The organism is Aminomonas paucivorans DSM 12260, from assembly GCF_000165795.1.
In the GTDB taxonomy this organism is placed as follows: Bacteria; Synergistota; Synergistia; order Synergistales; family Synergistaceae; genus Aminomonas; species Aminomonas paucivorans.
The window spans coordinates 1,437,913-1,464,029 of the sequence record NZ_CM001022.1; the positions used below are offsets into that span (position 1 = coordinate 1,437,913).

Annotated in this window: 26 protein-coding genes and 1 tRNA gene; 26 read left to right on the forward strand and 1 reads right to left on the reverse strand. The window is 66.8% G+C overall.

Translation table 11 applies throughout. The features are described 5' to 3' along the window. The 13 genes from APAU_RS06710 to glpX all read left to right on the forward strand — a co-directional run bounded on the left by APAU_RS06710 (window position 1) and on the right by glpX (window position 10,696). The gene (locus tag APAU_RS06710) at window positions 1–834 is read left to right on the forward strand and encodes a purine-nucleoside phosphorylase (protein WP_006300964.1); all 834 of its coding nucleotides are present in this window, start codon (window positions 1–3) and stop codon (window positions 832–834) included. Continuing rightward, window positions 824–2,134 carry a thymidine phosphorylase gene (locus APAU_RS06715; RefSeq protein ID WP_006300965.1) on the forward strand — a complete coding sequence of 437 codons (1,311 nt, stop codon included), beginning with the start codon at window positions 824–826 and terminating at the stop codon, window positions 2,132–2,134. The genes APAU_RS06710 and APAU_RS06715 overlap by 11 nt, the downstream gene beginning before the upstream one ends. Beyond that, window positions 2,131–2,712, forward strand: coding sequence for a sigma-70 family RNA polymerase sigma factor (locus APAU_RS06720; protein WP_006300966.1), 582 nt, complete (start codon window positions 2,131–2,133; stop codon window positions 2,710–2,712). The genes APAU_RS06715 and APAU_RS06720 overlap by 4 nt, the downstream gene beginning before the upstream one ends. A 26-nt stretch (window positions 2,713–2,738) precedes the next feature. Further along, window positions 2,739–2,835: transfer RNA gene (locus APAU_RS06725), tRNA-Sec, on the forward strand. A gap of 71 nt (window positions 2,836–2,906) precedes the next feature. Beyond that, entirely contained in the window at window positions 2,907–3,542 is a 636-nt protein-coding gene (gene tmk, locus APAU_RS06730; RefSeq protein WP_006300967.1) for a dTMP kinase, read from the forward strand. Then, complete coding sequence (locus APAU_RS06735; protein WP_006300968.1) at window positions 3,539–3,982, forward strand: DUF327 family protein; 444 nt, start codon at window positions 3,539–3,541, stop codon at window positions 3,980–3,982. Before tmk ends, APAU_RS06735 begins: the two co-directional genes overlap by 4 nt. Then, window positions 3,958–4,734, forward strand: coding sequence for a hypothetical protein (locus APAU_RS06740; protein WP_006300969.1), 777 nt, complete (start codon window positions 3,958–3,960; stop codon window positions 4,732–4,734). The genes APAU_RS06735 and APAU_RS06740 overlap by 25 nt, the downstream gene beginning before the upstream one ends. Then, window positions 4,700–6,118 (forward strand): PSP1 domain-containing protein, encoded by a 1,419-nt coding sequence (locus APAU_RS06745; protein WP_006300970.1) that lies wholly within the window; start codon window positions 4,700–4,702, stop codon window positions 6,116–6,118. The genes APAU_RS06740 and APAU_RS06745 overlap by 35 nt, the downstream gene beginning before the upstream one ends. Next, entirely contained in the window at window positions 6,115–7,059 is a 945-nt protein-coding gene (ftsY, locus tag APAU_RS06750; protein ID WP_006300972.1) for a signal recognition particle-docking protein FtsY, read from the forward strand. The genes APAU_RS06745 and ftsY overlap by 4 nt, the downstream gene beginning before the upstream one ends. Next, complete coding sequence (locus APAU_RS06755; protein WP_006300973.1) at window positions 7,052–7,873, forward strand: hypothetical protein; 822 nt, start codon at window positions 7,052–7,054, stop codon at window positions 7,871–7,873. The genes ftsY and APAU_RS06755 overlap by 8 nt, the downstream gene beginning before the upstream one ends. Next, window positions 7,824–8,375: a DUF4416 family protein gene (locus APAU_RS06760; protein WP_006300974.1), complete on the forward strand. Its 552-nt coding sequence runs from the start codon at window positions 7,824–7,826 to the stop codon at window positions 8,373–8,375. Before APAU_RS06755 ends, APAU_RS06760 begins: the two co-directional genes overlap by 50 nt. Continuing rightward, window positions 8,372–9,670, forward strand: a complete 1,299-nt coding sequence (purB, locus tag APAU_RS06765; protein WP_006300975.1) for an adenylosuccinate lyase — start codon at window positions 8,372–8,374, stop codon at window positions 9,668–9,670. Before APAU_RS06760 ends, purB begins: the two co-directional genes overlap by 4 nt. 33 nt (window positions 9,671–9,703) lie before the next feature. Then, complete coding sequence (glpX, locus tag APAU_RS06770) at window positions 9,704–10,696, forward strand: class II fructose-bisphosphatase (protein ID WP_006300976.1); 993 nt, start codon at window positions 9,704–9,706, stop codon at window positions 10,694–10,696. Window positions 10,697–10,773: 77 nt separating this feature from the next. Here the strand turns inward: glpX and cysS are convergent, their stop codons facing one another. Beyond that, the gene (cysS, locus tag APAU_RS06775; protein WP_006300977.1) at window positions 10,774–12,177 is read right to left on the reverse strand and encodes a cysteine--tRNA ligase; all 1,404 of its coding nucleotides are present in this window, start codon (window positions 12,175–12,177) and stop codon (window positions 10,774–10,776) included. Between the two features lie 135 nt (window positions 12,178–12,312). On the opposite strand from cysS, the gene APAU_RS06780 reads away from it, so the two are divergent. The 13 genes from APAU_RS06780 (at window position 12,313) to guaB (ending at window position 26,114) form a co-directional block, all read left to right on the forward strand. Then, window positions 12,313–13,779, forward strand: coding sequence for an excinuclease ABC subunit UvrC (locus APAU_RS06780; RefSeq protein WP_006300978.1), 1,467 nt, complete (start codon window positions 12,313–12,315; stop codon window positions 13,777–13,779). Next, window positions 13,776–14,912 (forward strand): bifunctional diaminohydroxyphosphoribosylaminopyrimidine deaminase/5-amino-6-(5-phosphoribosylamino)uracil reductase RibD, encoded by a 1,137-nt coding sequence (ribD, locus tag APAU_RS06785; RefSeq protein ID WP_006300979.1) that lies wholly within the window; start codon window positions 13,776–13,778, stop codon window positions 14,910–14,912. Before APAU_RS06780 ends, ribD begins: the two co-directional genes overlap by 4 nt. After that, window positions 14,894–15,586 carry a riboflavin synthase gene (locus APAU_RS06790; protein ID WP_006300980.1) on the forward strand — a complete coding sequence of 231 codons (693 nt, stop codon included), beginning with the start codon at window positions 14,894–14,896 and terminating at the stop codon, window positions 15,584–15,586. The genes ribD and APAU_RS06790 overlap by 19 nt, the downstream gene beginning before the upstream one ends. Then, a complete protein-coding gene (locus APAU_RS06795; RefSeq protein WP_006300981.1) occupies window positions 15,583–16,812 on the forward strand; it encodes a bifunctional 3,4-dihydroxy-2-butanone-4-phosphate synthase/GTP cyclohydrolase II in 1,230 nt (409 codons plus the stop codon). Before APAU_RS06790 ends, APAU_RS06795 begins: the two co-directional genes overlap by 4 nt. 14 nt (window positions 16,813–16,826) lie before the next feature. Next, complete coding sequence (gene ribH / locus APAU_RS06800) at window positions 16,827–17,309, forward strand: 6,7-dimethyl-8-ribityllumazine synthase (protein WP_006300982.1); 483 nt, start codon at window positions 16,827–16,829, stop codon at window positions 17,307–17,309. A gap of 1 nt (window position 17,310) precedes the next feature. Next, a complete protein-coding gene (gene serS / locus APAU_RS06805; protein ID WP_006300983.1) occupies window positions 17,311–18,585 on the forward strand; it encodes a serine--tRNA ligase in 1,275 nt (424 codons plus the stop codon). Between the two features lie 103 nt (window positions 18,586–18,688). Continuing rightward, on the forward strand, window positions 18,689–20,476 hold the full coding sequence (locus APAU_RS06810; protein WP_006300984.1) for a WecB/TagA/CpsF family glycosyltransferase: 1,788 nt from the start codon (window positions 18,689–18,691) through the stop codon (window positions 20,474–20,476). A gap of 2 nt (window positions 20,477–20,478) precedes the next feature. Further along, the gene (locus tag APAU_RS06815; protein ID WP_006300985.1) at window positions 20,479–20,784 is read left to right on the forward strand and encodes a YbaB/EbfC family nucleoid-associated protein; all 306 of its coding nucleotides are present in this window, start codon (window positions 20,479–20,481) and stop codon (window positions 20,782–20,784) included. Window positions 20,785–20,797: 13 nt separating this feature from the next. Continuing rightward, window positions 20,798–21,409: a recombination mediator RecR gene (gene recR, locus APAU_RS06820; protein ID WP_006300986.1), complete on the forward strand. Its 612-nt coding sequence runs from the start codon at window positions 20,798–20,800 to the stop codon at window positions 21,407–21,409. Window positions 21,410–21,476: 67 nt separating this feature from the next. Beyond that, complete coding sequence (locus tag APAU_RS06825; protein ID WP_040344964.1) at window positions 21,477–22,631, forward strand: PIN/TRAM domain-containing protein; 1,155 nt, start codon at window positions 21,477–21,479, stop codon at window positions 22,629–22,631. Next, the gene (gene ispF / locus APAU_RS06830) at window positions 22,628–23,827 is read left to right on the forward strand and encodes a 2-C-methyl-D-erythritol 2,4-cyclodiphosphate synthase (protein WP_006300988.1); all 1,200 of its coding nucleotides are present in this window, start codon (window positions 22,628–22,630) and stop codon (window positions 23,825–23,827) included. Before APAU_RS06825 ends, ispF begins: the two co-directional genes overlap by 4 nt. A 44-nt stretch (window positions 23,828–23,871) precedes the next feature. After that, window positions 23,872–24,579: a septal ring lytic transglycosylase RlpA family protein gene (locus tag APAU_RS12575; protein ID WP_232207701.1), complete on the forward strand. Its 708-nt coding sequence runs from the start codon at window positions 23,872–23,874 to the stop codon at window positions 24,577–24,579. Between the two features lie 59 nt (window positions 24,580–24,638). Beyond that, window positions 24,639–26,114 carry an IMP dehydrogenase gene (gene guaB / locus APAU_RS06840; RefSeq protein ID WP_006300990.1) on the forward strand — a complete coding sequence of 492 codons (1,476 nt, stop codon included), beginning with the start codon at window positions 24,639–24,641 and terminating at the stop codon, window positions 26,112–26,114. Window positions 26,115–26,117 lie beyond the last annotated feature (3 nt).

Sequence of the window (26,117 nt, forward strand, 5' to 3'; positions counted from 1 at the left end):
ATGACCCCTCGAGAAAAGGTTCTAGAGGCGCTGGAGAGCCTGCGCCGTCACAGGACGTCCGGACCGGAGGCGATCCTCGTCCTGGGTTCCGGCCTGGGAGGTTTCGTGGATTCCCTGCAGCGCCCTCAGTGCGTTCCCTACGAGGACATCCCCTGGTGGCCTCGCTCCACTGCCCCGGGACACCAGGGCAAGCTGCTCCTGGGGGAGTTCGAGGGGCTGCGACTCGCGGTCCTTCAAGGGCGGGTTCACTACTACGAAGGCTACTCCCTGGAGGAGGTGACCTTCCCCATCCGGGTGCTGGGGGAGTGGGGAGCCCGGGTCCTCTTCGCCACCAACGCGGCAGGGGGCATCGATCCCACCTACCCAGCGGGGCAGTGGGTCACCCTGGAGGACCACATCAACCTCCTGGGGACCAATCCCCTCATCGGTCCCAATGAGGACGCCTGGGGACCTCGCTTCCCGGACATGACCGAGGCCTATGACCGGGAACTGCTCTCGGTCCTCCAGAAGGCCTCCGAACAGACAGGGGTCTCCCTGCGCCGGGGGGTCTACGTGGCCTTCCCCGGCCCCTCCTTCGAGACCCCCGCGGAGATCCGCATGGCCCGGACCCTGGGGGCATCCCTGGTGGGCATGTCCACGGTGCCCGAGGTCATCGTGGCCCGCCACATGGGCATGCGGGTCTGCGCCCTGTCCTGCGTGGCCAACCCCGCGGCGGGCATGGGAGACCAGAAACCCCTGAGCCACGAGGAGGTCCTGGAGGAAGTGGGCAGAGCCTCGGGGCAGCTGGAACCGCTCCTTAAGGCCTTTTTCCGGGAGCTGCGCCATGTCCTTTGACGTCCTCCCCTTCATCGAGACCAAGCGGGACGGGGGAGAGCACGCCCCCGGGGAGATGAAGGCCTTTGTGGAAGCTCTCCAGACGGGGAAGGTGAAGGACTACCAAGTTTCGGCGTGGCTGATGGCGGCGTTCCTGCGGGGGCTGTCCTCGGAGGAGCGCCGCTGCCTCACGGAATGTCTGGCCGATTCGGGGCGACGCATGGAGCTGCCCCCCTCCATGGCCTCCGTGGACAAACACAGCACCGGAGGGGTGGGAGACAAGACCACCCTGGTGCTGGTCCCCCTGGTGGCCTCCTGCGGGGTTCCGGTGGCCAAGCTCAGCGGCCGGGGCCTGGGTTTTACGGGAGGCACGGTGGACAAGCTGGAGGCCATCCCGGGGATGAGGACCCACCTGGAGATGTCCGTCTTCCGCAGCCAGGTGGAGCGCATCGGCTGTGCCGTGAGCGGCCATTCGGCGGAACTGGCCCCCGCGGAGGGAAAGCTCTACGCCCTGCGGGACGTGACCGGGACCGTCCCCTCCAAGGACCTCATCACCACCAGCATTGTGAGCAAGAAGATCGCCGGAGGTGCCCGATCCTTTGTCTACGACGTGAAGTGGGGCAACGGAGCCCTGATGGAGCGGTTCGAAGAAGCGGAGCAGCTGGCCCGGCTCCTGGTGGACCTCTCGCGTTCCCTGGGCCACCCCAGCCGCGCCCTCCTCACCAGCATGGAGCAGCCCCTGGGGCAGTGGGTGGGCAACGCGGCGGAGGTCCGGGAGGCCGTGACGATCCTTCAGGGAGGCGGGCCTGCCTCCACCCGGGAGGTGTGCCTCGCCCTGGGAGGGGAGATGCTCTGCCTGGCGGGAGCCGTTTCCACCCCCGAGGAGGGGGAGAAGCTCTGCGCGGCAAGCATCGGGAAGGGGAAGGCCCTGGAGAAGTTTCGCCAGCTCCTGGAGGCCCAGGGGGGCGATCCGAGGGTGCCCGATGCCCCCGAGGCCCTGTTGCCCCTGGCGGAGGACTCCCTTTCCCTTGCGGCCGTCGGAGAGGGCTGGCTGGCCTCCGTCCCCACCCGCAGGCTGGGAGAGGCGGTGCGTCGCCTGGGAGGGGGGCGCCTGACCCAGACGGACACGGTGGATCCCGGGGTGGCCCTCCGGCTCCACAGGAACATCGGGGACCCCGTTTCCCCGGGCGAACCGCTGGCGACCCTGTACGGCCGGGACAAGGCGCGCCTGGAGGAGACCCGGAGGGCCCTGGAGGGGACCTTCGTGATCTCCCCGCGTCCCGTGGAACCGGTCCGGTGGGTGCGTCGCAGGCTGGGATGAGCCGAAGGGAGAACCCTCTTTCCCCTGACTCGGGGGCCCTGCGCGATCGGGACAGGGAAAACCACCTGATCGCCTTCCTCCCGCTGGTCCGTTCCTGGGCCCGCAGGCTCTGCGGAGGGGACGAGGCCTTCCGGGAGGACCTGATCCAGGAAGGCCTCGTGGCGATTCTGAAGGGTCTGGACGCCTTCTCTCCCGAACGGGGCCCCCTGCCTCCGTTTTTGGGAGCCTGCGTGCGCAATCGCCTCCTCTCCGTCCTGCGACGCTACCGCCGGGAGCGGCGGGTTCTGCTGTTCGGGGAGGTCCCCCCGGAGGTGGAACGAAACGCTTCGGAGGACGCGCCGGGGACGTGGGAGTGGGAAGGAGACCTGGAGCGCCTCCGAACCCGCCTCTCCGAAAAGGAGACGGTGGTCCTGGCTGCCTACCTGGAAGGGGGCAGCGTGGCGAAAGCCGCGGGTCTGCTTCGTTGGCCCCGCAAAGAGGTGGACAACGCCCTTCAGCGGGTACGCCGGAAGGCGCGCCTCCTGGAGAGTCCCCCGGTCTCCTCGGGACGCCTTGAAAGGGATGGAAGAAACGGGTAGGATGTCTGCGGCACCCATGCAGTTTCGGAGGCGAGTCGTGGCTGGTGCTGCGTCCGGGCTTCAAACCCGGTGGGAGTCGGTTCAGCCGGCTCCGGTGGGTTCGATTCCCACACGCCTCCGCCATTCTGCCCCTTTTGCGCCAGGTAGCGGCGCGAAAGGGTTCTTTTTTGTGGCGGGAGAGAGTCGAGGGAATGATGGAGACGACGAAGGAAGGCCTTTTCCTGACGCTGGAGGGCATCGACGGTTGCGGAAAGAGCACCCAGGCCGGGAGGCTGGCCTCCTGGCTGCGGGAGCGTGACCCTCGGCGCCCCGTCCTCTGGACCCGGGAGCCCGGAGGGTGGCCGGGGGGAGCGGACTTTCGCGAACGGATCCTTCGGGGACAGTGGGAACACCCCTGGAGCGAGGTCTTCCTGTTTCTGGCGGATCGGTGCGAGCACGTCCTGCGGGAAATCCTTCCCGCCCTCGCAAGGGGAGAGCAGGTCCTGTGCGAGCGCTACCACGATTCCACCCTGGCCTACCAGAGCTTCGGACGAGGTCTTCCCCTGGAGGCGCTGCGCCGCTTCTCCCGGGACTGCCGTTTCCCCCTGCCCCACCGCACCCTCCTTCTGGATCTCCCCGTGGAGGATGCCCTGCGGCGTCTTCAGCAGCGCGAAGGGGCAGCGGACCGTCTGGAAGGGGAGGGCAGACCTTTCCTGGAACGGGTTCGTCGGGGGTTTCTGTGCCTTGCGGAGGCGGAACCGGAGCGGTACGCCGTGGTGGATGCCCGGGGAGACGAAGAACAGGTGTTCGCCCGATTGTGCCGCGCCGTGGAAGAGAGGACCCTCCCATGAAGGTAGAGGGGCCGAGGAAGCCGCGAAGCGACGCCGCAGGCGCCGCCTCCGGGGATGCCAAGGGGAGACAGGGATCTCCCGGGGCGACCACGGCGGGACAGGAATCGGCCTTCCAGAGCACCTTCGAGGAGATGGAGGCGGTCCGGCTCATCGAAGAGCTGGAGCAGGTGGGAGACCGCCTTTCCCGCTATCCTTCCCTTTCCCTCATGGCCCGGTATCGGGGGCTGGTGCGTCTGCTGCTTCGCAAGGCCCAGGAGGGCATTCGGGTGCGAAGGGATTTTCGCTGGCGCAGAACGGAACGGACCCTCTACGTCCTGATCCAGCGGACCGATTCGGCCCTTGAGGAGATGGAGGAGATCCTCCGGAGGGAAGGCGACAGGACGCGCCTCCTGGACCTGGTGGAGGAGGTCAAGGGATGCCTGATCTCGATGCTCTCCTGAAAGCCAGTCCGGATTGGGCGCGCCTTGACCGAAGGATCGCGGGGAAAAACCTTCCTCAGACCCTGGGGTGTTTTCTTCCCGCGACCCACTGGGAGAGTTTTCTGGGACGGGTAGCGGCAAGGGTGCTAGCGGGTGAGGAGGCGGTTGCGGCCTTCTCCGAAGGGGAGGCAGCTCATCCGGACCTTCTCCGCTACGGGACTCCGGACCAGCCCCCGGGCATCGAACAGTGCCGCCCCTTGGGGGGAGACCTGTCTCTGGCCCCGGTGACGGCATCCTTTCGCCTGGGAGTGGTCTTCTGCGCCGACCGGCTCTCCCTGCCGGCAGCCAACAGCCTCCTGAAGGTGGCAGAGGAACCGCCGGAACACGGAAGGCTCCTGCTCCTGGCGGAACGGGACGCCCTGATCCCCACCCTTCGAAGCCGCCTCACCCCGTTTTTCTTCTCCGCCCCAGAGGAGATCCCCGCCGCGCCTTATCCTGACTCGGAAGAAGCATGGCTCGCCTTCCTGGAAAGGCACAGCGCCCCCGAGTCGAACCGCCGCAGCGCCTCGGCGGACCTGCGGGAAGAGCTGCAGGCCTGGACGAGGTACTGCCTGGAGAAGGGCGCCTACTCCCAGGCGGACACGCTGAACCATCTTTCGGAAATCCTGTCCGGGATCCCTCTCGCCTCTTCCATGGCGACGGATCTCGTGGCCTTGACCCTAGGGGAGGGATTGCAGCTTGATTCGTTCTTTGGCCCTGTTCGGGAAGCCTAGGTACCTGGGAATGCTCTCCCTGCCGGACGACGCGGACATACCCCGGGGGGAGACGCTGCTGGTCCAGTCTCCCCGGGGGGAGGAAATGGCCGTTCTGGTGGGGACCCTGACGGCGGATCGGGAGAAGGCCCTCCGGTCCATGCGGGTCCACCAGGATCCTTCGGAGGGCAAAAGCTCCGAGCCTGCAGCCTTCGACCTCCAGTTCCTCTCCGTGGCGGGAGAGGAGGAGGTGAACCGCATGGAGGAGCTGCGAGCGGAGGAGGGGCCCATCCTCCTCCGCGCTCGGGAGATCCTCAAGGGACACCAGCTCTCCATGAAGCTCATCGACGTGGAGTACCTGGTGGACCGGAAAAAGCTGTTCTTCTACTTCACCTCGGAGCAGCGGGTGGACTTTCGGGCCTTCGTGCGGGATCTGGCCAAGGAACACCGCACGCGGATCGAAATGCGCCAGGTGGGGGTCCGGGACGAGGCGAAGATCATCCGCGGCCTGTCTCCCTGCGGGCGCCCCTGCTGCTGCAGCTACTGGCTCCAGCAGTTCGCCCCCATCTGCATCCGCATGGTGAAGGAGCAGAACCTGGCCCTTAACCCCACGAAGATCTCCGGAATCTGCGGCCGTCTCATGTGCTGCATGAGCTACGAACATCCGGTCTACCGGGAACTCTGGTCCGGATTGCCCAACCCGGGCTCCAAGATCAAGACCCCCATGGGAAACTACGTCCTCCAGGGGGTGGACCTGCGCACCCGCTCGGTGCGCTGCAGCGCCCCCATGGGGGGAGACCGGACCGTGCCGGTGGATCGCTTCCAGGAGTTCCGGGAGGCGGTGCTGGCAGGTCAGGACTGGGATCTGGCCCCGAAGGGGGAGGGGGCTCGGCAGAACGGAGAATCTTCCCGTCCCGGCCGCAGGGAGGAAGGGGGACGCCCCCGGCGTTTCGAGAAAGGCGACTCCCCCCGCCCCCGCAAGGGTGCGGCGTCCCAGCCGGAGGCCCCCTCCCAACCCCCTGTTTCGGCAGGTTCGGGCGGGGCCGCTCCGGGGCAGGACGAGACGGCGGCTCCGTCGAAAAAGCGCTCCCGCAGAAAGCGCAAGCGCCCCTCGGGCAACAAGGAGCTTGCGGCCGTCGGGACAACCCCGGGGCTTCAGGAAGGGACTTCTCAGGAAGCCCGTCCTCCCCGCCCTCCCAAACCGAGGCAACCGGGAGAGGGGAAAGGCGAAGGGAAACCGCGCCCGCAAGAGGGGACGGGCTCCACCCCGCCCCAGGGGGAGGAAGGGAAGAAACCCTCCCGCAAGCGGCGCAGGCGTTCCCGCAGCAACCGCCCCAAGGAGGGAGCCCCGGGAGCGGAAGCGGGGACTCCCCCGAGGGGCAGCGACGGAGGTGAAGGGCAATGAAGGGACTCTGGAAGGGGTTCTGGGATAAGGTCAAGGACATCCGGTCCCGGTGGGAGTACGGCGTGGCGGGGCTCTTCTCCGACGACCCGGTGAGCGAGGAGTTCTTCGAGAAGCTGGAAGAACACCTCCTGGCGGGGGACGTGGGGCTGGAGCTGACGGAGTCCCTGCTGGAAGACCTTCGTTCCTTCGCCAAGAGGGAGAAGGTGGGCAAGGCCTCGGACCTGAAGCAGCACTTCGCCCAGGAGATCAAGGACACCCTGCAGCGGGTCCCCAAAATGGGGGAACCCCTTTCTTTCGACGGCCCCCTGGGGGTGATCCTCCTCGTGGGGGTCAACGGCAGCGGGAAGACCACCACCGCCGCCAAGCTGGCCGCGTCCTTCCGGAAACGGGGGGAGACGGTGGTGCTGGCCGCCGCGGACACCTTCCGGGCGGCGGCTATCGACCAGCTCCGCATCTGGGGAGAGCGCACGGGGACCCGGGTCATCGCCCAATCCCCGGGGAGCGACGCGGCGGCGGTGGTGTTTGACGCCCTCCAGGCGGTGAAGTCCGTCGGCCGGGGCGTGGTGGTGGTGGACACGGCGGGGCGCCTGCACACCAAGCACAACCTCATGGAGGAACTGACGAAGATCCACCGGGTGGCCCGCCGGGAGGTGGACCCCTCCTGCATCGAAACTCTCCTGGTGCTGGACGCGGTGACGGGGCAGAACGGCCTCGTCCAGGCGGAGACCTTCCACGCCGCCTTCCCCCTGACGGGCTTCGTGCTCACCAAATTCGACCACACTGCCCGGGGGGGAATCCTCCTCTCCCTGGCCTCCCGTCTGGCCCTTCCGGTTCGATACGTGGGGCTGGGGGAAAAGGAGGAGGACCTGGATTCCTTCGACGTGGACTCCTTCGTGGAGGGGCTGCTTTCTCTGAAACAGGAGGTCCCCTCGGATGCTTGAGGTGGATGGATCGCCCCTCCTGGAAGCCCGCCTTCAGGAGGTACTGCGGCATCTGTTCCGCAGCGGGGCGGATTGCCTGGTGCATCGAAACGCCCAGGGGATCCTGACCCTTCACAAGGACGAACTGATTTCCTCCATGGAACGGGACGGTGCCCTGCGCCTTTGTGACCTCCTGGCCCGATTGGAGGACCGAAGGGGGGAGCTGCTGCCGGATATGGGATCCCCGGAGCGCCTTTTGCTCCTGGAGGGGGAGACCCTGTCCCTCCTCATGGCGGAGGAGCTGCGTCAACCCCACCGAACCGCCTCGGACCTCCCCGAATGGTGGAGTGTCCCCCTGCCCCTGATCCGTCTCCGGAAAGACAGGGCGGAGCGGAACGAAACGGCGGAAGCCCATTTCCCCGACGGGGAATCCCTGGCCCGGGAAGTGCGCGGGGCCCTCTCGTCGCAGGACCTTCTCTGCCACCTGCCCGCCCGGGGGGGGGAGGAGCGCACCCTGGCGCTGCACCCCCTGACGGAGGACGTGGTCCTTCTGGAGGACATCACCGCGGACTGCACCGCCGCAGAGGAACTGGCCTGGTGGGCGGCGGTGGGACACTCCCTGGTGGAACGGCTGCGGCAGAACGGCATCCGGACGGGACGGTTCTCCCCGGAGGACGACCTGCCCCAGGACGGAGAGGTGATCTCCTGCCTCTGGGAGGGGGACCTGCTGGGATACCTCCACATCCCTTGCCCGGAGCCGGAGAAGCCCGAGGAGGCTGCCCCCGGTGGGACCAAGAGGAAGACTGCTCGTCGGCGTCCTGCTGCCGGCCAGTGATCCCGAATGGGAGGCTTGGGTCCGGGCGGGGATCCGCCGGACCTGGGGACCTCCCCAGGAGGAAGCGGGACCGTTCCCCTTCCCCTGGACGGATTACTACGGGGAGATCGCTCCTCGGCTGGAGCGGCGTTTCTGGGCCTTCCCGGGGCTTCGGCCTCAGGAGCACCTGGCGGATTGGAAGCTTCAGGCCCAGGCCCTGGAACGGGAAAGCGGCAACCCGAGGAGGATCAACGTGGACCCGGGGTATCTGGAGGGGGCGAAACTCCTCCTGGCCTCGCGAAAGAACCACGCCCACCGGATCTACCTCCGGGACGGGATCTACGGGGAGGTCACCCTGACGTGCCGGGGAGGCCGTTTCACCCCCTTTCCCTACACCTTTCCAGATTATCGAAGCGGCCTGTACGATCCCTTCCTGCGGGCCCTGCAGCGTGAATGGAGACGCCTTCTCCGGACCGAAGGGGCCGAGAGAGCGGAGAAACAGAGAAAGGAGCCGTCGGCATGATCGAACGCTATGAGACCCAAGAGATGCGCCGGATCTGGTCCGAGGAGAAGCGGTTTGACCTGTGGCTTCAGGTGGAGCTGGCGGTCTGCCGGGCCTGGGCCCGGGACGGGGTCATCCCCCAGGAGGCCTTGGGGGAGATCGAGGCCAAGGCGGGCTTCGACATCCCCCGCATCCGGGAGATCGAGGCGGTGACCCAGCACGACGTGATCGCCTTCGTCAGCTCCGTGGCGGAGAAGATCGGCGAGGCGGGACGATACGTGCACCTGGGCCTCACCAGCAGCGACGTCATCGACACCGCCTCCTCCCTACAGCTCTGCCAGGCCGCAGATGTGCTCCTGGAGGAGCTGCAGTCCCTCCGCAGGAGCGTCGGGGCGCTGGCATCGACCCATCGCCTCACCCCCTGCGCGGGGCGGACCCACGGCATCCATGCGGAACCCACCACCTTCGGACTGAAGCTCCTCAACCACTACGCGGAGCTGGGGCGGGACCACGCCCGCATCGCCGCCGCGACGGAGGAGATGCGGGTGGGAAAGATCTCCGGGGCCGTGGGCACCTACGGTAACTGTCCCCCCCACATCGAAGCCCGGGTCTGCGAGGAACTGGGTCTTCGGGCGGACCCTGTATCCACACAGATCATCCAGCGGGACCGCCACGCGGCGCTGGTGGGTGCCCTCGCGGTGATGGGCGGCTCCCTGGAGCGCCTGGCCCTGGAGATCCGCCACCTCCAGCGCACCGAGGTCCTGGAGGCCCTGGAACCCTTCGGCAAGGGCCAGAAGGGCTCCTCCGCCATGCCCCACAAGAAGAACCCCATCCTCTGCGAGCGGATCTGCGGCATGGCACGCCTCCTGCGGGGCTACGCGGGCACGGCCCTGGAGAACATCGCTCTCTGGCACGAACGGGACATCAGTCACTCCTCCGTGGAACGCATCCTCTGGCCCGACGCCTTCCACCTGGGCCATTACATGCTCCGCACGCTGAAGAAGGTCCTGGACGGGCTGACCGTGGACCGGGAACGCATGAGCCGGAACCTGGACCTCACCCACGGCCTTCTCTTCAGCGGACGGGTGCTCCTGGAACTCATCGACCGTCTGGGAATCTCCCGGGAAGCGGCCTACGCCCTGGTGCAGGAACAGGCACTCCGGTGCTGGGAAGAGGGCAGACCCCTCCTGGAACTTCTGCGGGAGGACCCGCGTCTCCAGGGTGTCCGGCGGGAGGACCTGGAAGCCCTCTTCCAGATGGACCACTTTACGAGGTATGTCGGGGAGATCTTCTCCCGTTTTCCCGAGCTGGGTTGAAGTTCCCCGGCACAATCAAAGGAGGTGCTGCACGTGTCTGTCCCGGAACGCAACATGGCCCTCGAGCTGGTTCGGGCCACCGAGTCCGCAGCCATTGCCGCAGGGCGATGGATGGGTCGAGGAGACAAGAACGGAGCGGATGGGGCTGCGGTGAACGCCATGAGGTACATGCTGAACACCATCCACATGGACGGGGTGGTGGTGATCGGCGAGGGGGAGAAGGACGAGGCCCCCATGCTCTTCAACGGCGAAAAGCTGGGCACGGGAGACGCTCCCCAGGTGGACATCGCCGTGGATCCCATCGACGGCACGAGGTTGTGCGCGGAGGGGCAGCCCAACGCGGTAAGCGTGGTGGCGCTGGCGGAGAAGGGGACCATGTACAACCCCCAGCACATCTTCTACATGGACAAAATCGCCACGGGCCCTCAGGCCGCCGACGCCATCGACATCGAAGCCCCGGTGGAGGAGAACATCCGCCGGGTGGCCAAGGCTTGCCACAAGGCGGTGGAGGACGTGACGGTGGTGGTTCTGGACCGGCCGCGCCACGAACACCTGATCCGCTCCATCCGCAACGTCCGCGCCCGAATCCGTCTGATCCGGGACGGAGACGTGGCGGGAGCCCTCATGACCTGCAAGGCGGAAAGCGGCATCGACCTGCTGGTGGGGGTCGGCGGTTCCCCCGAAGCGGTCATCACCGCCTGCGCCATCAAGTGCGTGGGGGGAAACATGCAGTGCAAGCTCTGGCCCCGCAACGAGGACGAGGCCGCCCTGTGCCGGGAGAAGGGCATGGACCTGAACCAGGTCCTCACGCTTCAGGACCTGGTCTCCAGCGACAACGTGTTCTTCGCCGCCACGGGGGTCACGGACGGGGAGTTCCTCAAGGGCGTCCAGTACCAGGGGGACATGATCAAGACCACCTCCCTGGTGATGCGCTCCAAGAGCGGCACCCTCCGTTACGTGGAGGCGCTGCACCAGCTCCGCAAGCTGGAGAAGATCAGCGGCATCGACTACGCCCCGAAGAGCTGACACGAGGCGACAGACAAAGGGGAGGGCGGGCCGTTGCGGCCCGCCCTCCCCTTTGTCCTAACCTGCGATTCGTGTCCCTAGACCCGCTTCCACCTCGGCCCCTGGGGGGTATCCTCCAGCAGGATGCCCCGCGCGAGAAGCTCGTCCCGGATGGCGTCCGCCCGGGCGAAGTCCCGTCCCTTTCGGGCGGCCTGCCGTTCCTGGATCAGCCGGTCCACGTCCTCCTCCAGGCTCTCCTCCGGGGCAACCCCCAGGATTCCCAGAATGTCCTCCACTTCGAGGAAGAAGGTCTTTGCCTGTCCCAGGGCCTCCAGGTCCGCATCGGGGCGCTCTCCCAGGGAGGAGTTCACCCCCTTGACCACGTCGAACACCACCCCGATGGCCCCTGCGGTGTTCAGGTCGTCGTCCAGGGCGGCGAGGAAGCGCTCCCGTCCCTCTCGGAGCATCCGACGAAGGGCACCGTCCGGTTCGGCAGAGGCGCTGCGGTGTCCCAGGGCGAACTCCAGCTCCGTCCACCCGTTCCGCAGCCGCTCCTGGGCCGCCGTGGCCTGCATCAACCCCTCCTCGGAGAAGTTGATGGGGGAGCGATAGTGGGCGGAGAGCATGAACAGGCGGATCGCCAAGGGAGGAAAACGCTTCCGGGCCTCCCGGGCGGTGAGGAAGTTCCCCAGGGACTTGGACATCTTCTCCTTGTCGATCATGAGGTAGCCGTTGTGCACCCAGTAGCGGACGAAGGGCTTCCCCGTGGCGGCCTCAGACTGGGCGATCTCGTTCTCGTGATGGGGGAAGATGAGGTCGCAGCCCCCGCCGTGGAAGTCCAGGGTCTCCCCCAGGTGCCGGCGGGACATGGCGCTGCACTCGACGTGCCACCCCGGACGCCCCATCCCCCAGGGGCTCTTCCAGGCGGGTTCTCCGGGCTTTTGGGCCTTCCAGAGGGCGAAGTCCAGGGGGTGGCGCTTGCGCGGGTCCACCTCCACCCGGGCGCCGGACTGAAGCTCCTCCAGGCTCTGTTTCGAGAGGACCCCGTAGGCGGGATAGCTCTTCACGTCGAAGTACACGTCCCCCTCCACCGCGTAGGCATGACCCCGGTCCAGGATGGCCTGGATCAGCTCGAGAATGGCGGGGATCTCCTCCGTGGCCCGGGGATGGACTGTGGCCCGGCGAACTCCCAGGGCGTCGGCGTCCTCGAAGTACGCGGCGATGAAGCGTTCCGCCAGCTCGGGCACCGAAATGCCCAGCTCCGCCGCCCGGCGGATCATCTTGTCGTCCACGTCCGTGAAGTTCTGCACGTAGGTCACCGTGTATCCCTGATGCTCCAGATACCGCCGCAGGACGTCGAAGACGATGAAGGGACGGGCGTTCCCGATGTGGAAGAAATCGTACACCGTGGGGCCGCACACGTAGAACCGCACCTCCCCGGGGTTCTGGGGAACGAAGACTTCCTTCCTGCGGGTCAGATCGTTGTAGACTGCAAAGGCCACGAGGGCACCTCCTCGGATGAGCTGTTCCGTTGTGCTATCCTATATCACGTTTCGTGGCCCTGCAAAGGACCGGAGCTACTCGGGGAGAGAGGCCGCCCGCGACAAGCGGGCTTTGGGGGCGGGAGAGGAGCCAGGGTGTCCAGGGAGAGGGTTCTCGAACAGGTTCGGCAGCTGCCTGACCGACCGGGAGTGTATCTGATGCACGACCGGGAGGGCCGGGTGATCTACGTGGGCAAGGCGAAGTCCCTGCGCAAGAGGGTGTCCTCCTATTTCCGACACGGGGGGTTCGCCTCCCCCAGGCTTCGCAAGCTGGTGGAGTCCATCGAGGACCTGTCCACCATCCGCACCGGTTCGGAGGCGGAGGCCCTGATCCTTGAGGCCCGGCTGATCAAGCAGTACCAGCCCTTCTTCAACGTGGAGCTGAAGCTGGGGGAGCGCTACCCCTACCTCAAGATCACCGACGAACCTTTTCCGCGCCTCGTGGTCACCCGCTATCGCGGCCAGGACGGGGCGCTTTATCTGGGACCCTACGTGCGGGTCTCGGAGCTGCGGACCCTCCTGCGGTTCATCGAACGCTTCTTCCCCCTGCGCACCTGCAAGGCTCCCTGCGATCCGAACCCGAGCCGAAGGCCCTGCATGAACCACGCCCTGGGACGGTGCCTTGCCCCCTGCGCGGGCCTCTGTACCGAACAGGAGTACCGGGAGCGGGTGGCGGACGTGGCCCTGCTGCTTCAGGGGAAGGGGACGGACCTGGTGGAGCGCCTTCGATGTCGGATGAACCAGGCGGCCCGCAACCTGGCCTTCGAGGAGGCTGCCCGGCTTCGGGACACCATCCGGGCCATCTGGCGCATCGGGCGACAACAACCCCGCGTGGCGGCCCCGGGGGAAGACGAACCCTGGCAGGCCCTGCTTCGGGTGCAGGAGGCCCTGGGACTGCCCACCCTGCCCTGGCGCATCGAAGGCTACGACATCTCCCACACCGCGGGGGGACAGGAGGTAGGGGTTCGGGTGGTCTTCGAGCAGGGAAGGCCCAACCCTTCCCTCTATCGGCGATTCCACTTGGACGAGTCTCTGGGGGGGGACGACTTTCGGGCCCTGCGGGAAACCCTGAGCCGCCGTTTCCGGAAAAACCCGGGTGGGAAACCCGCCTTGGGGGAGGACGACCCCAGGCCGCAACTGGTGCTCATCGACGGGGGACCGATCCAGTTGGAATTCGCCCGGGAAACCCTGGAGGGGCAAGGCGTCTTCACGCCCCTGGTGGCCCTGGCGAAGCGGGAGGAGGAGCTGTTTCTGCCCGGAAGGGCAAACCCCCTTCGCCTCCCCCGGGAGGATCTGGCGCTGCGCCTTCTCCAGCAGGTGCGGGACGAGGCCCATCGGTTCGCCGTCACCTCCCACCGCTCCCGCAGGGACAGGCTGCTCCGGGCGAGCAGGCTGGAAAGCATCCCCGGAATCGGAAAGGGAAAGGCTGCCCAGCTGCTTTCGCGCTTCGGGAGCACCAAGGCCATCGCAAGGATGGCCCCGGAGGACTTGGCCCGGACACCGGGGATCGGAACCGTACTGGCCCAAAGGATCCTGACGGCTTTGAAGGAGGAACAGCGTTGACCCAGTGCACGAAGACAGAGACCCTGCCCCTTTCGGAAAGACGGGAACACCAGTACTTCATGCACATGGCCCTGAGCCTGGCGCTCCGGGGCACCGGCTTCGTGAGCCCGAACCCCCGGGTCGGGTGTGTGGTGGTTCGGGAAGGGAAAGTGGTGGGATGGGGGTACCATCGTCGCTACGGCGGCCCCCACGCGGAAGTGGAGGCCCTCCGCCGCGCCGGAACGTTGGCGGAAGGGTCCACGGTCTACGTGAACCTGGAACCTTGCAGCCACCAGGGCAAGACTCCTCCCTGCGCCCCTCAGCTCGTGGAGGCGCGGGTGGCACGGGCGGTGGTGGGGATGAGGGATCCCAACCCCCGGGTGGACGGGCGGGGCATCGACCTGCTCCGGGACGCGGGGATCGAGGTGTTGGAATCGGTCCTTCCGGAGGAGGCCCGTTGGATCAACCGAGGTTTCATCCGACGCATGACCCGGGGACGTCCCTGGGTCACCCTGAAAGGGGCCCTGTCCCTGGACGGCACCACGGCCCTGGAATCGGGGGAAAGCCGCTGGATCACCGGCCCTCTGGCCCGGGATAAGGCCCATCTCCTGCGGGGGGAACACGACGCGATCCTGGTGGGAGTGGGAACGGTGCTCCTGGACGATCCGGAGCTGACGGTTCGAAGCGTGGAGGGGGTCTGTCCCCGCCGCGTGGTCCTGGACGGGGCCCTGCGGACCCCACAGACCGCCAAGGTGCTCGCCTCCGGAGGCTGCACCTTCTTCACGGAGCAGGATATGCCCCAGGGGGCGGGCCAGAGGTTGGAGGAGCGAGGGGCGGAGATCTGCCGGGTGCCCCGGGGACCGGAGGGGGGGCTATCCTTGGTCCCCGTGCTGGAACACCTGGCCTCCGCGGGGATCAACACCCTCCTGGTGGAGGGTGGCGCCCGGGTCGCCGGGTCCTTCCTCCGGGAGAAGCTGGTGGACGAGGTCTCGTTGTTTCTTGCCCCCAAACTCCTCGGCCGGGGGCTCCAGTTGGGAGAAAGCTGGGGGTTGGAGCATCTGGACCAGGGCTTTGACCTGCGCTCCTGTCGGATCCGTCAGGCGGGAGAGGACCTGTGGCTTGAAGGAGTCCCCACGTGTTCACCGGCCTTGTAGAGGCCACGGGACGGGTCCGGAACCTGCGCCCGGAGGCCCGGGGACTGTGGAGCCTTGCCCTGGAGACGGAGACGGCCTTCTGCGAGTCCCTGAAGGCGGGGGATTCGGTCTGTGTCTCCGGCGCCTGCCTCACCGTGGTGGGGATGGGCAAGGGGATCTTCCAAGCCCAGATGATGGCCGAAACCCACAGGAGGACCACCCTGGGAACCCTGCGTCCCGGGGATCGGGTGAATCTGGAGCGGGCCCTTGCCTTGGGAGGTCGGTTGGACGGCCACCTGGTGCAGGGACACGTGGAGGGGGTCGGCACCCTGGAGCGGGGGGAAGACGAAGGGCCGACCCGGTTACTGACCTTTTCCCTCCCGCCGGAACTGGTCCCATTCTTGGTTTCCAAGGGCTCCGTGGCGGTGGACGGCGTCAGCCTCACGGTGATCGAAGCGGGGCGGGAGCGCTTCTCCGTAGGCCTGATCCCCACCACCCTGCAGGGGACGACCCTGCAGGGCCTGAAACGGGGAGACCGAGTCAACCTGGAGACAGACCTCGTGGGGCGCTACCTCTACCGTTTCTGGGAGTGTCGGAACCTGGAACCCTCGACGTCCGGAAAAAGGGAACCCTCCGGGCTGAACTGGGATAAACTACAGCAATATGGCTGGGACCAGGGGGGGAAACGATCATGAGCACGGAAACGATGGACGGGGTGCTGAGCAGCGTCGATGTGGCCTTGGAGGCCCTCCGGCGGGGGAACATGGTCATCGTGGTGGACGACGCCCAGCGGGAGAACGAGGGAGACCTGGTCATGGCGGCGGAGCACTGCCGGGCCGAGGACATCAACTTCATGGCCCGGTTCGCCCGGGGGCTCATCTGCGCTCCCGTGGACGAAGAGACCGCACGGCGACTCGCCTTGGACCCCATGGTGGAACACAACACGGACCTGCACTGCACCGCCTTCACGGTGAGCGTGGACGCGAAGGACCGGACCACCACGGGAATCTCCGCGGCGGAACGAGCCATCACCGCCCGGCTCCTGGCGGACCCGGAGGCCCAGTCGGAGGACCTCCGGCGCCCGGGACACCTCTTCCCCCTGATCGCCCGTCGCGGCGGGGTGCTGAAGCGGGCGGGGCACACGGAGGCGGCGGTGGATCTGGCCAAGCACGCGGGGCTGCGCCCCGCGGGGGTCATCTGCGAGATCATGAACGAGGACGGCACCATGGCCCGACTCCCCCAGCTGGTGGAGTTCGCTCGGGTCCACGAGCTGCCCATCATCTCCATCGAGGATCTGATCCGCTTCCGTCGCCGGGAGGACCGACTGGTGCGCCGGGAGGTGGAGATCCATCTGCCCACCGCCTACGGCGACTTCCGCCTGGCGGCCTACCGGTTCCTCCTGGACGAGAACCCCGAGCGGGTGCACCTGGCCCTGATCAAGGGGGACATCCGCAGCCGGGAGGACGTGCTGGTGCGGGTCCACTCCGAATGCCTCACCGGAGACCTCTTGGGCTCCCTGAGGTGCGACTGTGGCCCCCAGCTCCACCGGGCGCTGGAGCGCATCGAGGAGGAGGGCGTGGGGGTGCTCCTCTACATGCGCCAGGAGGGCCGGGGCATCGGCCTGCTGGCCAAGCTGAAGGCCTACGAACTCCAGGAAAAGGGGATGGACACGGTGGAGGCCAACGAGGCCCTGGGATTCGATGCGGACCTGAGGGACTACGGCGAGGGAGCCCAGATCCTGGCGGACCTGGGGCTGCGGCGCATCCGTCTCCTCACCAACAACCCCCGGAAAATCATCGGCCTGGAGGGCTACGGCCTGGAGGTCTCCGAGCGGGTTCCCCTGGAGATCGCCCCCAACCCCCACAACGAACGGTATCTCAAGACCAAGTCCTGCAAACTGGGACACTACCTGCACGTCTAGAGGAGGCTTGGATCATGCGCGTGGTTTCTGGCAAGCTGGTCGGGTCGGGACTTCGATTCGGCATCGTCGTCTCCCGTTTCAACGAACTCATCTCCGGAAAGCTCCTGGAGGGGGCCAAGGACATCCTGGTGCGCCACGAGGTGCGCCATCAGGACATCGACGTCTTCTGGGTCCCCGGGGCCTGGGAGATCCCCCTGGCGGTGAAGGAACTGGCCCTTTCGGGGCGCTACGACGCCCTTCTGGCCTTGGGGGCGGTGATCCGAGGGGACACCCCCCACTTCGACTACGTGGCCGCGGAGACCAGCAAGGGGCTGGCCCACGTGGGGCTGGAGCATCGGATGCCCGTGGCCTTCGGGGTACTCACCTGCGACGATCTGGAACAGGCGCTGCTGCGGGCGGGAAGCAAGGCGGGCAACAAGGGGGTCGATGCGGCTCTGGCGGCCCTGGAGATGGCCCAGCTCCTCAGGCAGATCCGTACCCCGGAAGAGGCCCAGTGACATGTTGGACCTGAAGTGGGTCCGGGACCATCTGGAGGAGACCCGGACCTTCCTGAAGAACCGAAACCATAGCTTCGACCTGGACGGACTGATGCAGGTGGAGGAACGGCGCCGATCCGTGCTGGGGGAGGCGGAAACCCTCCAGGCCCGGCGGAACGAGGGATCCCGACGGGTCGGGGCCCTTCGCGGGCGCGGCGAGGACTCCTCCGCGGCCATGGAGGAGATGCGCCTCCTGGGGGAACGGGTCAAGGAGCTGGAGACGGAACAGAAACGGCTGGACGAGGCGCTGGTGGACCGGATGCTCCAGATCCCCAACCGACCCCACGAAAGCGTCCCCGTGGGAGCCAGCGAGGAGGACAACCCGGAGGTGCGCCGCTGGGGAATCCCTCGCTCCTTCCCCTTCGAACCGAAACCCCACTGGGAGCTGGGCGAGGCCCTGGGAATCCTGGACTTCGAGCGAGGGGTGCGCCTGGCGGAAAGCCGCTTCGTGGTCCTCAAGGGCTGGGGAGCCAGGCTGGAGAGGGCCCTGACCCAGTTCATGCTGGATCGGCACACCCAAAACCACGGCTTCCTGGAAATCGCCCCTCCCTACCTGGTGAACTCCAAGACCATGAGGGGAACGGGACAGCTTCCCAAGTTCGCCGAGGACCTCTACCGGTGCAGCAACGACGACCTCTGGCTCATCCCCACCGCGGAGGTGCCCATGACGAACCTCCACGCCGGGGAGATCCTGCAGGAGAAGGAGCTTCCCCTGTACTACACCGCCTACACCCCCTGCTTCCGCCGGGAGGCGGGGACCTACGGTCGGGACATGAAGGGGATGCTGCGGGTCCACCAGTTCGACAAGGTGGAGCTGGTGAAGCTCTGCCGCCCCGAGGACAGCTACGAGGAGCTGGAGAGCCTCACCCGGTGCGCCGAAAGCATCCTCCAGGACCTGGAACTTCCCTTCCGGACCATCTGCCTGTGCACCGGGGACATGGGCTTCTCTGCCGCCAAGACCTACGATCTGGAGGTCTGGATTCCCTCCCAGAACTGCTACCGGGAGATCAGCTCCTGCAGCAACTGCGAGGATTTCCAGTCCCGCCGCATGGACACCCGATACCGTCCCGAGGGAGGGGGAAAGCCCCGTTTCGTCCACACCCTCAACGGATCGGGCATCGCCGTGGGGCGTTGCCTCATTGCCCTCCTGGAGAACTACCAGGAGGAGGACGGGGCCGTGAGGATCCCCCAGGCTCTGGTTCCCTATCTGGGAGGGAAGGAACGTCTCGTCCCTTGAAGGAAGCGGGTCAGTCGCAAGCAATTCTCTGGGGATCAGGGAACGACGCGCTCCGCCGCACCCTGATCCCCCACGAACCCTCCGAGGGGAGGTGCGCCGCGCCGTGTTCTCTCTAGCTCCCGAGGAGATCCACCTGCTCACCGTCCTGGGGGCCCTGGCGGTGGTGTGCCTTCTGGTCCAGCGGTTCTTCAAACCCTATCTGGAGAGGGACCAGTATTACTACCTCAAGGACATCACCCTCATCGGCGCCTGGGCACTGTGCGGCATTTGGTCCCAAAGCCCCCTGCTGCGAGCCACCATCACCGCAGGGGTGGCGGCGGCCCTGCTGGGCTTCTGCCAGCGGGTCCAGAAGAAGTGGGATCTTCGTCCGGGCTTCTGGCTCATCGGCCTGGGCCTCGCCCTGTGGGGCCCGCGCATCACCTTCTTCGGCCTCCCCCAGGGGGCCTTCCACTACCTGTCCGAAATCCCCTCCCTGCTGGTGAGCGCCTTCTGGATCGGCCTCTTCCCGTGCCTGTTCCAGGAGATCGACGAGGTCCCCGGCCTGGGGGGAACCCTGCTTGCCGCAGGGTGGACCCTCATGCTGGCGGTGACCCTGTTGGCCTCGGGGGGGTGGAACGACGCGGTCTTCGCGTCCCTTACGGGCTTCGTCTTCATCCTGGTTTTCTGGAGTCGCCACATCCACGTCTACCGCCGTCTGGGGGAACCTCTGGCCGCCCTGTGGGGAACCCTCATGGCGGGCACCGCCATCCTGGGAGTCACCAAGGGGCTGACCTTCTCCACCCTCCTGGTTCTCCCCCTGGGGCTCTTCGCCCTGCCACTGCTGGAGGCGTCCATCCACCTTCTGAGCACCGCCTTCGCCTCCCGCAGGACGGGCAACCTGGTGCTCTACCGGCTCCTCATCAATCAGGGGGTGGACCACCCCACGGCGGTGCACACGGTGACGGCCCTGTGCACCCTCCTGGGTCTCTTCGTGGTCTCCGGACAGATGGGGTTTTCCTCCGTCCCCTTCGTCCTGGCGGGACTCCTTTTCCTCTGCGTCTCTTCGGTGGTACTCTGGGCCTTCCTCTTCCGGAGGAATCCCCATCCGGAAAGGCGACCCCGAATCTGGGGAGCGGTGGTGGACAACGTGTCCCTCCACTATGCTCTGGGGAAGGTCCGCAGTTGGGTGGGAGGGGGCGAACCCCACCGCATCTTCACCGTGGACGCCCTGGCGGCCCTGCGAAGCCGCTCCGATGAGGCCTATCGGGAAGCGGTGGGGGAGGCGGACCTGGTGCTCCCCGACGGCAAGGGGCTGATCTGGGCGTTCCGCTTTCTGGGAACCCCCATCCAGGAGCGCCTGCCGGGGGTGGAGTTCGTGGAACACCTCTGCCGCCAGGCCTCCGGGGAGGGGTGGCCGGTCTTCTTCCTGGGAGGCAAGCCGGGGATTGCGGAGAAGGCCGCCCGTGCCCTGGGCGAACGACATCGGGACCTGGTCGTGGCGGGCTGTCGGGACGGCTACTTTCGACCTTCCGAAGAACCGGAAGTCCTGGAGGCCATCCGCAACAGCGGGGCTCGCGTCCTTTTTCTGGGACTGGGGGTCCCTCGGCAGGAGCTCTGGCTGCACCTCCATGCCCGCACGGCGCCGGGAAGCCCCGCGGCCCTTCCGGGGATCGTGGGGATGGGAATCGGGGGAAGCATGGATGTCCTCTCCGGGGAGCTGCGTCGAGCCCCCGCGCTATGGCAACGGTGGGGGATGGAATGGCTCTACCGCACCCTGCAGGAGCCTTGGCGGTGGAAACGGGTGATCCGCCTGCCCCTGTTCGTCCTGCTGGTCCTCTGGACCCGACTGGTGGGGGATTCGCTTGCTAAGGAACAAGAAGATTCGGGCTCGAACCGACAAGGAGGTTTCTGATCGTGAAGATGGACAAACTGCTGAAGCAGGCACAGCGCATGCAGGCCCAGATGGCCTCTCTCCAGGAGGAATTGGCGAAGGTCACCGTGGAGGGGACCTCCGGGGGCGGTATGGTGCGAGCCTCCGTCAACGGGCATGGAGACCTGCTGTCCCTGAAGATCGCCCCGGAAGTGATCGACCCCCAGGACCCGGAGATGTTGGAGGACCTGGTCCTGTCGGCGGTGAACGAAGCCATCCGGAAGAGCAAGGATCAGGCCAACGGCCAGGTGAACCAGCTCACCGGGGGGATGAGCTTCCCGGGCTTCTGAGCCCTAGCCTCCCATGGATTCCCTTCCGTATCTGGACCAGCTCATCGAACGGTTTCGGGCCTTCCCGGGGGTGGGGGAGAAGAGCGCCCGCCGGATGGCGTTCTTCCTTCTCCAACAGCCCACCCCGTGGGTGGAGTCCCTGGCGGAGATCCTGCGCGGGGCCCGGGAACACATCCACCCCTGCCCGATCTGCGGGGCGTTGACGGACCGGGACCCCTGCCCCCTCTGCTCCGATCCGGGACGCAGGTCGGAGCTGCTCTGCGTGGTGGAGACCCCGGAGGATTGCATCGCCCTGGAGCAATCCGGCGTGTTTCGGGGCCGCTACCACGTGTTGGGGGGGCGGGTCTCCCCCCTAGAGGGGGAGCAGATCCCCCCGGAGCGTCTGGACGCTCTTCGGCAGCGCATCCAGGACGGAGGGATCGGGGAGGTCATCCTCGCCATGAACCCCCGCGTGGAGGGAGACCTGACCGCGTTCACCGTACAGGAAAGCCTGGCGGGGCTCCCCGTGAAGCTGAGCCGCCTGGCCTGCGGCCTCCCGGTGGGGGGAAGCATCGGATTTGCCGACCGGGTCACGCTTCACGTGGCCATGGAGGCGCGACAACCCTTCTCCTCCGAGGAAATCTGAGAGAGGCCGCACGATAAAACAAGGCAACAGAACCATCGAAAGGAGTGGTCAAATGGCAGAGTCAGGAATGGTTCGGATCGTCCGCGGCACCTTGCGTTCCTTGTTAACTCTCCTGGGCGGGGTTGCGGGGTACCAGATCGCCCAGTTCATCATTCGGGAAAGCTGGTGGCCCCAGATCACCCAGCCCCACCCTGTGGGTTGGATTAGCCTCTGCGTGGTCCTGTTCGGCCTGTTCGGCTTCATACTTTCTCCTCTTTTCTGGCTTGGGCTGGGCAAGTTCGGCCAGCTGTTCGAAACACACCTGCAGACCGTGGGCCTCCCGGAGATCTTCGTGTCCCTGTTGGGCCTCATCCTGGGACTCCTGGTGGCCAACCTCATCGCCCTCCCCATGGCGGACATTCCGGGGGTAGGGGTCTACGTGGCGGTGCTTCTGAACGTCTCCCTTGGGTACCTGGGGGTGCGCCTCTGCGTACGCCGGCGCGAGGACATCTGGACCTTCCTTTCCTCCGTGGGGGGCATTCGGGAACGTCTTCCCTTCAAGGGACGGAGGCGGGAAAAGGGAACGACGAAGGAGGACCCGCGGGAGGACGGGGAAATAGAAGCCCCGGAAAGGCAGGTCCCCAAGATCCTCGACACCAGCGTCATCATCGACGGCCGTCTCCTGGACGTGGCGACCACAGGCTTCCTGGAGGGGCCGCTTCTGCTGCCCCGGTTTGTCCTTTCGGAACTGCAGGCGGTGGCGGACAGCACCGACCCGGTTCGACGCACCCGGGGCCGCCGGGGGCTGGACGTGGTGAACGACCTCCAGAAGATTCCCGGACTGGTCCTGGAGATCCGGGAGGTCACCCTGAAATCCCTGGGACGGGACGTGGTGGACGAGGCCCTGGTGGTCCTGGCCAAGAGGCTTCAGGGAAAGGTCCTGACCACGGACTACAACCTGAACAAGATCGCCCAGATCGACGGGGTCCCGGTCTTGAATGTCAACGACCTGGCCAACGCCCTCAAGCCCATGCTGCTGCCCGGCGAGGCAGTGAGCGTGGACATCATCCGGGAGGGCAAGGAACCCCATCAGGGGGTCGGGTACCTGGACGACGGGACCATGATCGTGGTGGAGGAGGGAGAGCGCTTCATCGGGAGAAGGGTGGATGTGGTGGTCACCTCCATGCTTCAGACCTCCGCCGGAAGGATGGTGTTCGGCCGCCTGAGAAGGGAACGCCCATGACCTCTTCCTGGAGCTTCGTGGTCGTGGCCGCCGGTCGGGGTTCGCGCCTCGGGGGCCTTCCGAAGCAGCTTCGCCCCTTGGGCGGACGCCCCCTCTGGGCCTGGAGCGTGGAGACCGCAAGGACTCTCCGGAAGGAGGGACACCTGCGGGAATGCGTCCTCGTGGTCCCGGGGGATCTCGCCGAGACCCCGGCCTTTCGAGACCTTCCCCGCCCGGGAGAGGGCGATCTGCCCCTTCGGATCGTCCCGGGAGGGGAACTGCGGGGAGACTCCGTTCTGGCGGGGCTGGATGCCTGCACGGGAGATTGGGTCCTGATCCACGATGCGGCACGCCCCTTTCTGTCCCCGGCCCTCTGCCGAAACCTCATGGCGGCGGCGGAAGAGACAGGAGCCGCCGTTCCGGTGCTCCCCTGCGCCGACGCCCTCAAGGCGGTGGACCCGGCCACCGGAGCCATCCTGGGCCCGGTGGACCGGGGAGGTCTCCGCCGCACCCAGACCCCCCAGGCCTTCCCCCGCCTGCCCCTGCTGCGGACCCTCCGGGAAGCGGGCGGAGAGGTGCTGGATGAGGCCCAGGCGTGGTTGGACGCGGGGCGTCCCCTGACCCCCGTGGAGGGAGATCCGAGGACGTTCAAGATCACCGATGCCTGGGATTGGGAGGTGGCGGTCCAGATGGCGGAAAAGACCCGGTCGCACCGCTGCGGCCACGGTTTCGACGTGCACCCCCTCGTTCCGGGGCGCCCCCTGATCCTGGGGGGCGTGAGGCTGGAGGGGGCCCCCCTGGGACTGGACGGGCACTCGGATGCCGACGTGATCTGCCATGCCGTGGCGGACGCCCTTCTGGGAGCGGCGGGGGAACCGGACATCGGTCTGCTCTTTCCCGCCACGGAGGAGCGCTACCGGGGGGCCGACAGCCTGGAGCTGCTCCGGCAGGTGGTCGCTCGGGTGCAGGGCAAGGGGGAAATCCAGTGGGTGGATGTGACCCTGCAGGCCCAGATCCCGCGCCTGAAACCCCATCTGGAGCGGATCCGCGCAAACCTGGAAGGGGTCTTTGCGTTCCGGGATGGAGACGTTTTCCCTGGACAGGATCGTAGGATCGTGAACCTTAAGGTAAAATCGGGGGAATCTGTAGGATCCGTGGGGAGGGGAGAATGCATGGTCTGCCACGCCATCGCCACCTTGGTCCTGGATTCCCGATGAGACGCCGCGCCCTTTGGCGAGTTCCCCTCCTTCTTCTGGCGGCCGTGGCATACCTGTCAGCCGGGGGAAGGGCTTCGGCGGACACCGCCTCGGAAGCGATCCCCGACGAGAACTCCGTGGTCTGGACCGTGGAGGGGGAGGAGATCTGGCGTTTCCCCACGACCTTCCAGTCGGAGGTCCAGGAGGGGGCAGATCGGCTCCGCGAGCGGGTGGATCGGGGTTTCCCCCTGTCCTCCCTGCGCGTCGTGGAAAGGGATCGCCAATGGTCCCTGGTTCTGGGGAAGGAGACCATTCTCCAGGCCCGCAGCGAGCACTCGGGACTTCTCCGTCTGCCTTCCAGAGCCGTGGCTCTCTTCTGGCTTTCCCGCCTTTACGAGGCCTTGGGAAAGGAACATGCGGACCCCCTGACGGCGAAGCACACCCTGAGGGGTGCCCACGTCGCCCGGGGGACCGTCTCCTGGTACGGAGGGGATTCCTTCGTGGGGCGGCGGTTCGCCAACGGGGAACGCTACCAGGGGTCGGAACTGGTGGCGGCGGCCAAGAGCCTCCCCTTCGGGACGTTGGTCCGGATCCGCAACCTGGAATCGGGCAGGACCGTGGTGGTTCGGATCGTGGATCGTTTCATGGAGCATCGAGGTCGAATCCTGGACGTCTCCAAGACCGCTGCGGAGGTCTTGGGCTTCAAGAATCGAGGAGTGGCCCAGGTGGCCGTGGAGGTCATCGGGTGCGTGAAGAAAGTCGGCGGTCATTGACGGAGTCGCGGTTTCCCGAAAAGGGAAGCCGCTTTTTTCAAGAACCCGGAGGTGTTTTCATGTCTTGGGAGAATCGCTTTGCGCCCTATGACGGTTTTACGTTCGACGATGTGCTTCTTGAGCCCGGATTCAGCGAGGTGCTGCCTTCCCGGGTGGACGTGCGCAGTCGCCTGACCCCGCAGATCGACCTGAACATCCCCATCTGCAGCGCCGCCATGGACACGGTGACGGAGGGACGGCTGGCCATCGCCATGGCCCGCGAGGGGGGCATCGGAATCCTCCACCGAAACCTGCCCATCGAGCGCCAGGCGGCGGAGGTGGACAAGGTCAAACGATCCGAATCGGGGGTCATCGTGGATCCCTTCTTCCTACACCCGGAGGATCAAGTCCAGGACGCGGTCAACCTCATGGAGCACTACCACATCTCCGGAGTCCCCATCGTGGACGAACGGGTCCGTCTGGTGGGGATCATCACGAACCGGGACCTGCGGTTTGTCACGGATTACCAGCAGCCCATCTCCGCGGTGATGACCCGGGACAACCTCATCACCGCCTCCCTGGGCACCACGCTTGAGGACGCGAAGAACATCCTCATGCACCACAAGGTGGAAAAACTTCCCATCGTGGACCCGGAGGGCAAGCTGAAGGGTCTCATCACCATCAAGGACATCCAGAAGGCCAAGGAATTCCCCAGCGCCGCCAAGGACGAGCACGGGAGGCTGCGCGTGGGGGCCGCCATCGGGGTGGGACAGGACGCCTTCGCCCGCGCGGAAGCTCTGGTAAGGGGAGGCGTGGACGTGCTGGTGGTGGACACCGCCCACGGACATTCCGCGTCGGTCATCGAAACGGTCCGCAAGCTTCGGGGGCTCTACCCGGACCTGCCCCTCATCGGCGGCAACATCGCCACGGGGGCCGCCGCTGAAGCCCTCATCGACGCGGGAGCCGACGCGGTCAAGGTGGGCATCGGCCCCGGATCCATCTGCACCACCCGCATCGTGGCGGGCATCGGGGTTCCTCAGGTGGCGGCGGTCCTGAACGTGGCACGGGTGGCTCACGAGCGGGGGCGCATGGTGGTGGCGGACGGAGGCATCCGCTACTCCGGGGACATCGTGAAGGCCCTGGCCGCGGGGGCGGACGTGGTGATGATCGGCTCCCTCCTCGCAGGAACGGAGGAAAGCCCCGGAGAGGTGGTCATCTCCCGAGGTCGCTCCTTCAAGAGCTACCGGGGCATGGGCTCCCTGGGGGCCATGCGGGAAGGGTGCAGCAAGGACCGATACTTCCAGGAGGGAACGGTGGAGGACAAACTGGTTCCCGAGGGCATCGAAGGCCTGGTGCCCCACAAGGGGTCCCTGTCCTCGGTTCTCTACCAGATGGTGGGGGGGATTCGATCGGGCATGGGCTACGTGGGAGCCGGCACGGTGCAGGCCCTCCAGACGGAGAGCCGTTTCGTCCGCATCACCGCCGCCTCGGTGAAGGAAAGCCACCCGCACGACATCACCATCACCAAGGAGGCGCCGAATTACTGGGTCGAATAGGGG

Coding starts and splice junctions, on each gene's coding strand:
- APAU_RS06710 (WP_006300964.1), top strand. CDS start 1: ATGACCCCTCGAGAAAAGGTTCTAGAGGCGCTGGAGAGCCTGCGCCGT.
- APAU_RS06755 (WP_006300973.1), top strand. CDS start 7,052: ATGCTTGAGGTGGATGGATCGCCCCTCCTGGAAGCCCGCCTTCAGGAG.
- APAU_RS06740 (WP_006300969.1), top strand. CDS start 3,958: ATGCCTGATCTCGATGCTCTCCTGAAAGCCAGTCCGGATTGGGCGCGC.
- APAU_RS06720 (WP_006300966.1), top strand. CDS start 2,131: ATGAGCCGAAGGGAGAACCCTCTTTCCCCTGACTCGGGGGCCCTGCGC.
- recR (WP_006300986.1), top strand. CDS start 20,798: ATGGATTCCCTTCCGTATCTGGACCAGCTCATCGAACGGTTTCGGGCC.
- purB (WP_006300975.1), top strand. CDS start 8,372: ATGATCGAACGCTATGAGACCCAAGAGATGCGCCGGATCTGGTCCGAG.
- ispF (WP_006300988.1), top strand. CDS start 22,628: ATGACCTCTTCCTGGAGCTTCGTGGTCGTGGCCGCCGGTCGGGGTTCG.
- APAU_RS06795 (WP_006300981.1), top strand. CDS start 15,583: ATGAGCACGGAAACGATGGACGGGGTGCTGAGCAGCGTCGATGTGGCC.
- serS (WP_006300983.1), top strand. CDS start 17,311: ATGTTGGACCTGAAGTGGGTCCGGGACCATCTGGAGGAGACCCGGACC.
- tmk (WP_006300967.1), top strand. CDS start 2,907: ATGGAGACGACGAAGGAAGGCCTTTTCCTGACGCTGGAGGGCATCGAC.
- APAU_RS06825 (WP_040344964.1), top strand. CDS start 21,477: ATGGTTCGGATCGTCCGCGGCACCTTGCGTTCCTTGTTAACTCTCCTG.
- guaB (WP_006300990.1), top strand. CDS start 24,639: ATGTCTTGGGAGAATCGCTTTGCGCCCTATGACGGTTTTACGTTCGAC.
- ftsY (WP_006300972.1), top strand. CDS start 6,115: ATGAAGGGACTCTGGAAGGGGTTCTGGGATAAGGTCAAGGACATCCGG.
- APAU_RS06735 (WP_006300968.1), top strand. CDS start 3,539: ATGAAGGTAGAGGGGCCGAGGAAGCCGCGAAGCGACGCCGCAGGCGCC.
- APAU_RS06715 (WP_006300965.1), top strand. CDS start 824: ATGTCCTTTGACGTCCTCCCCTTCATCGAGACCAAGCGGGACGGGGGA.
- ribH (WP_006300982.1), top strand. CDS start 16,827: ATGCGCGTGGTTTCTGGCAAGCTGGTCGGGTCGGGACTTCGATTCGGC.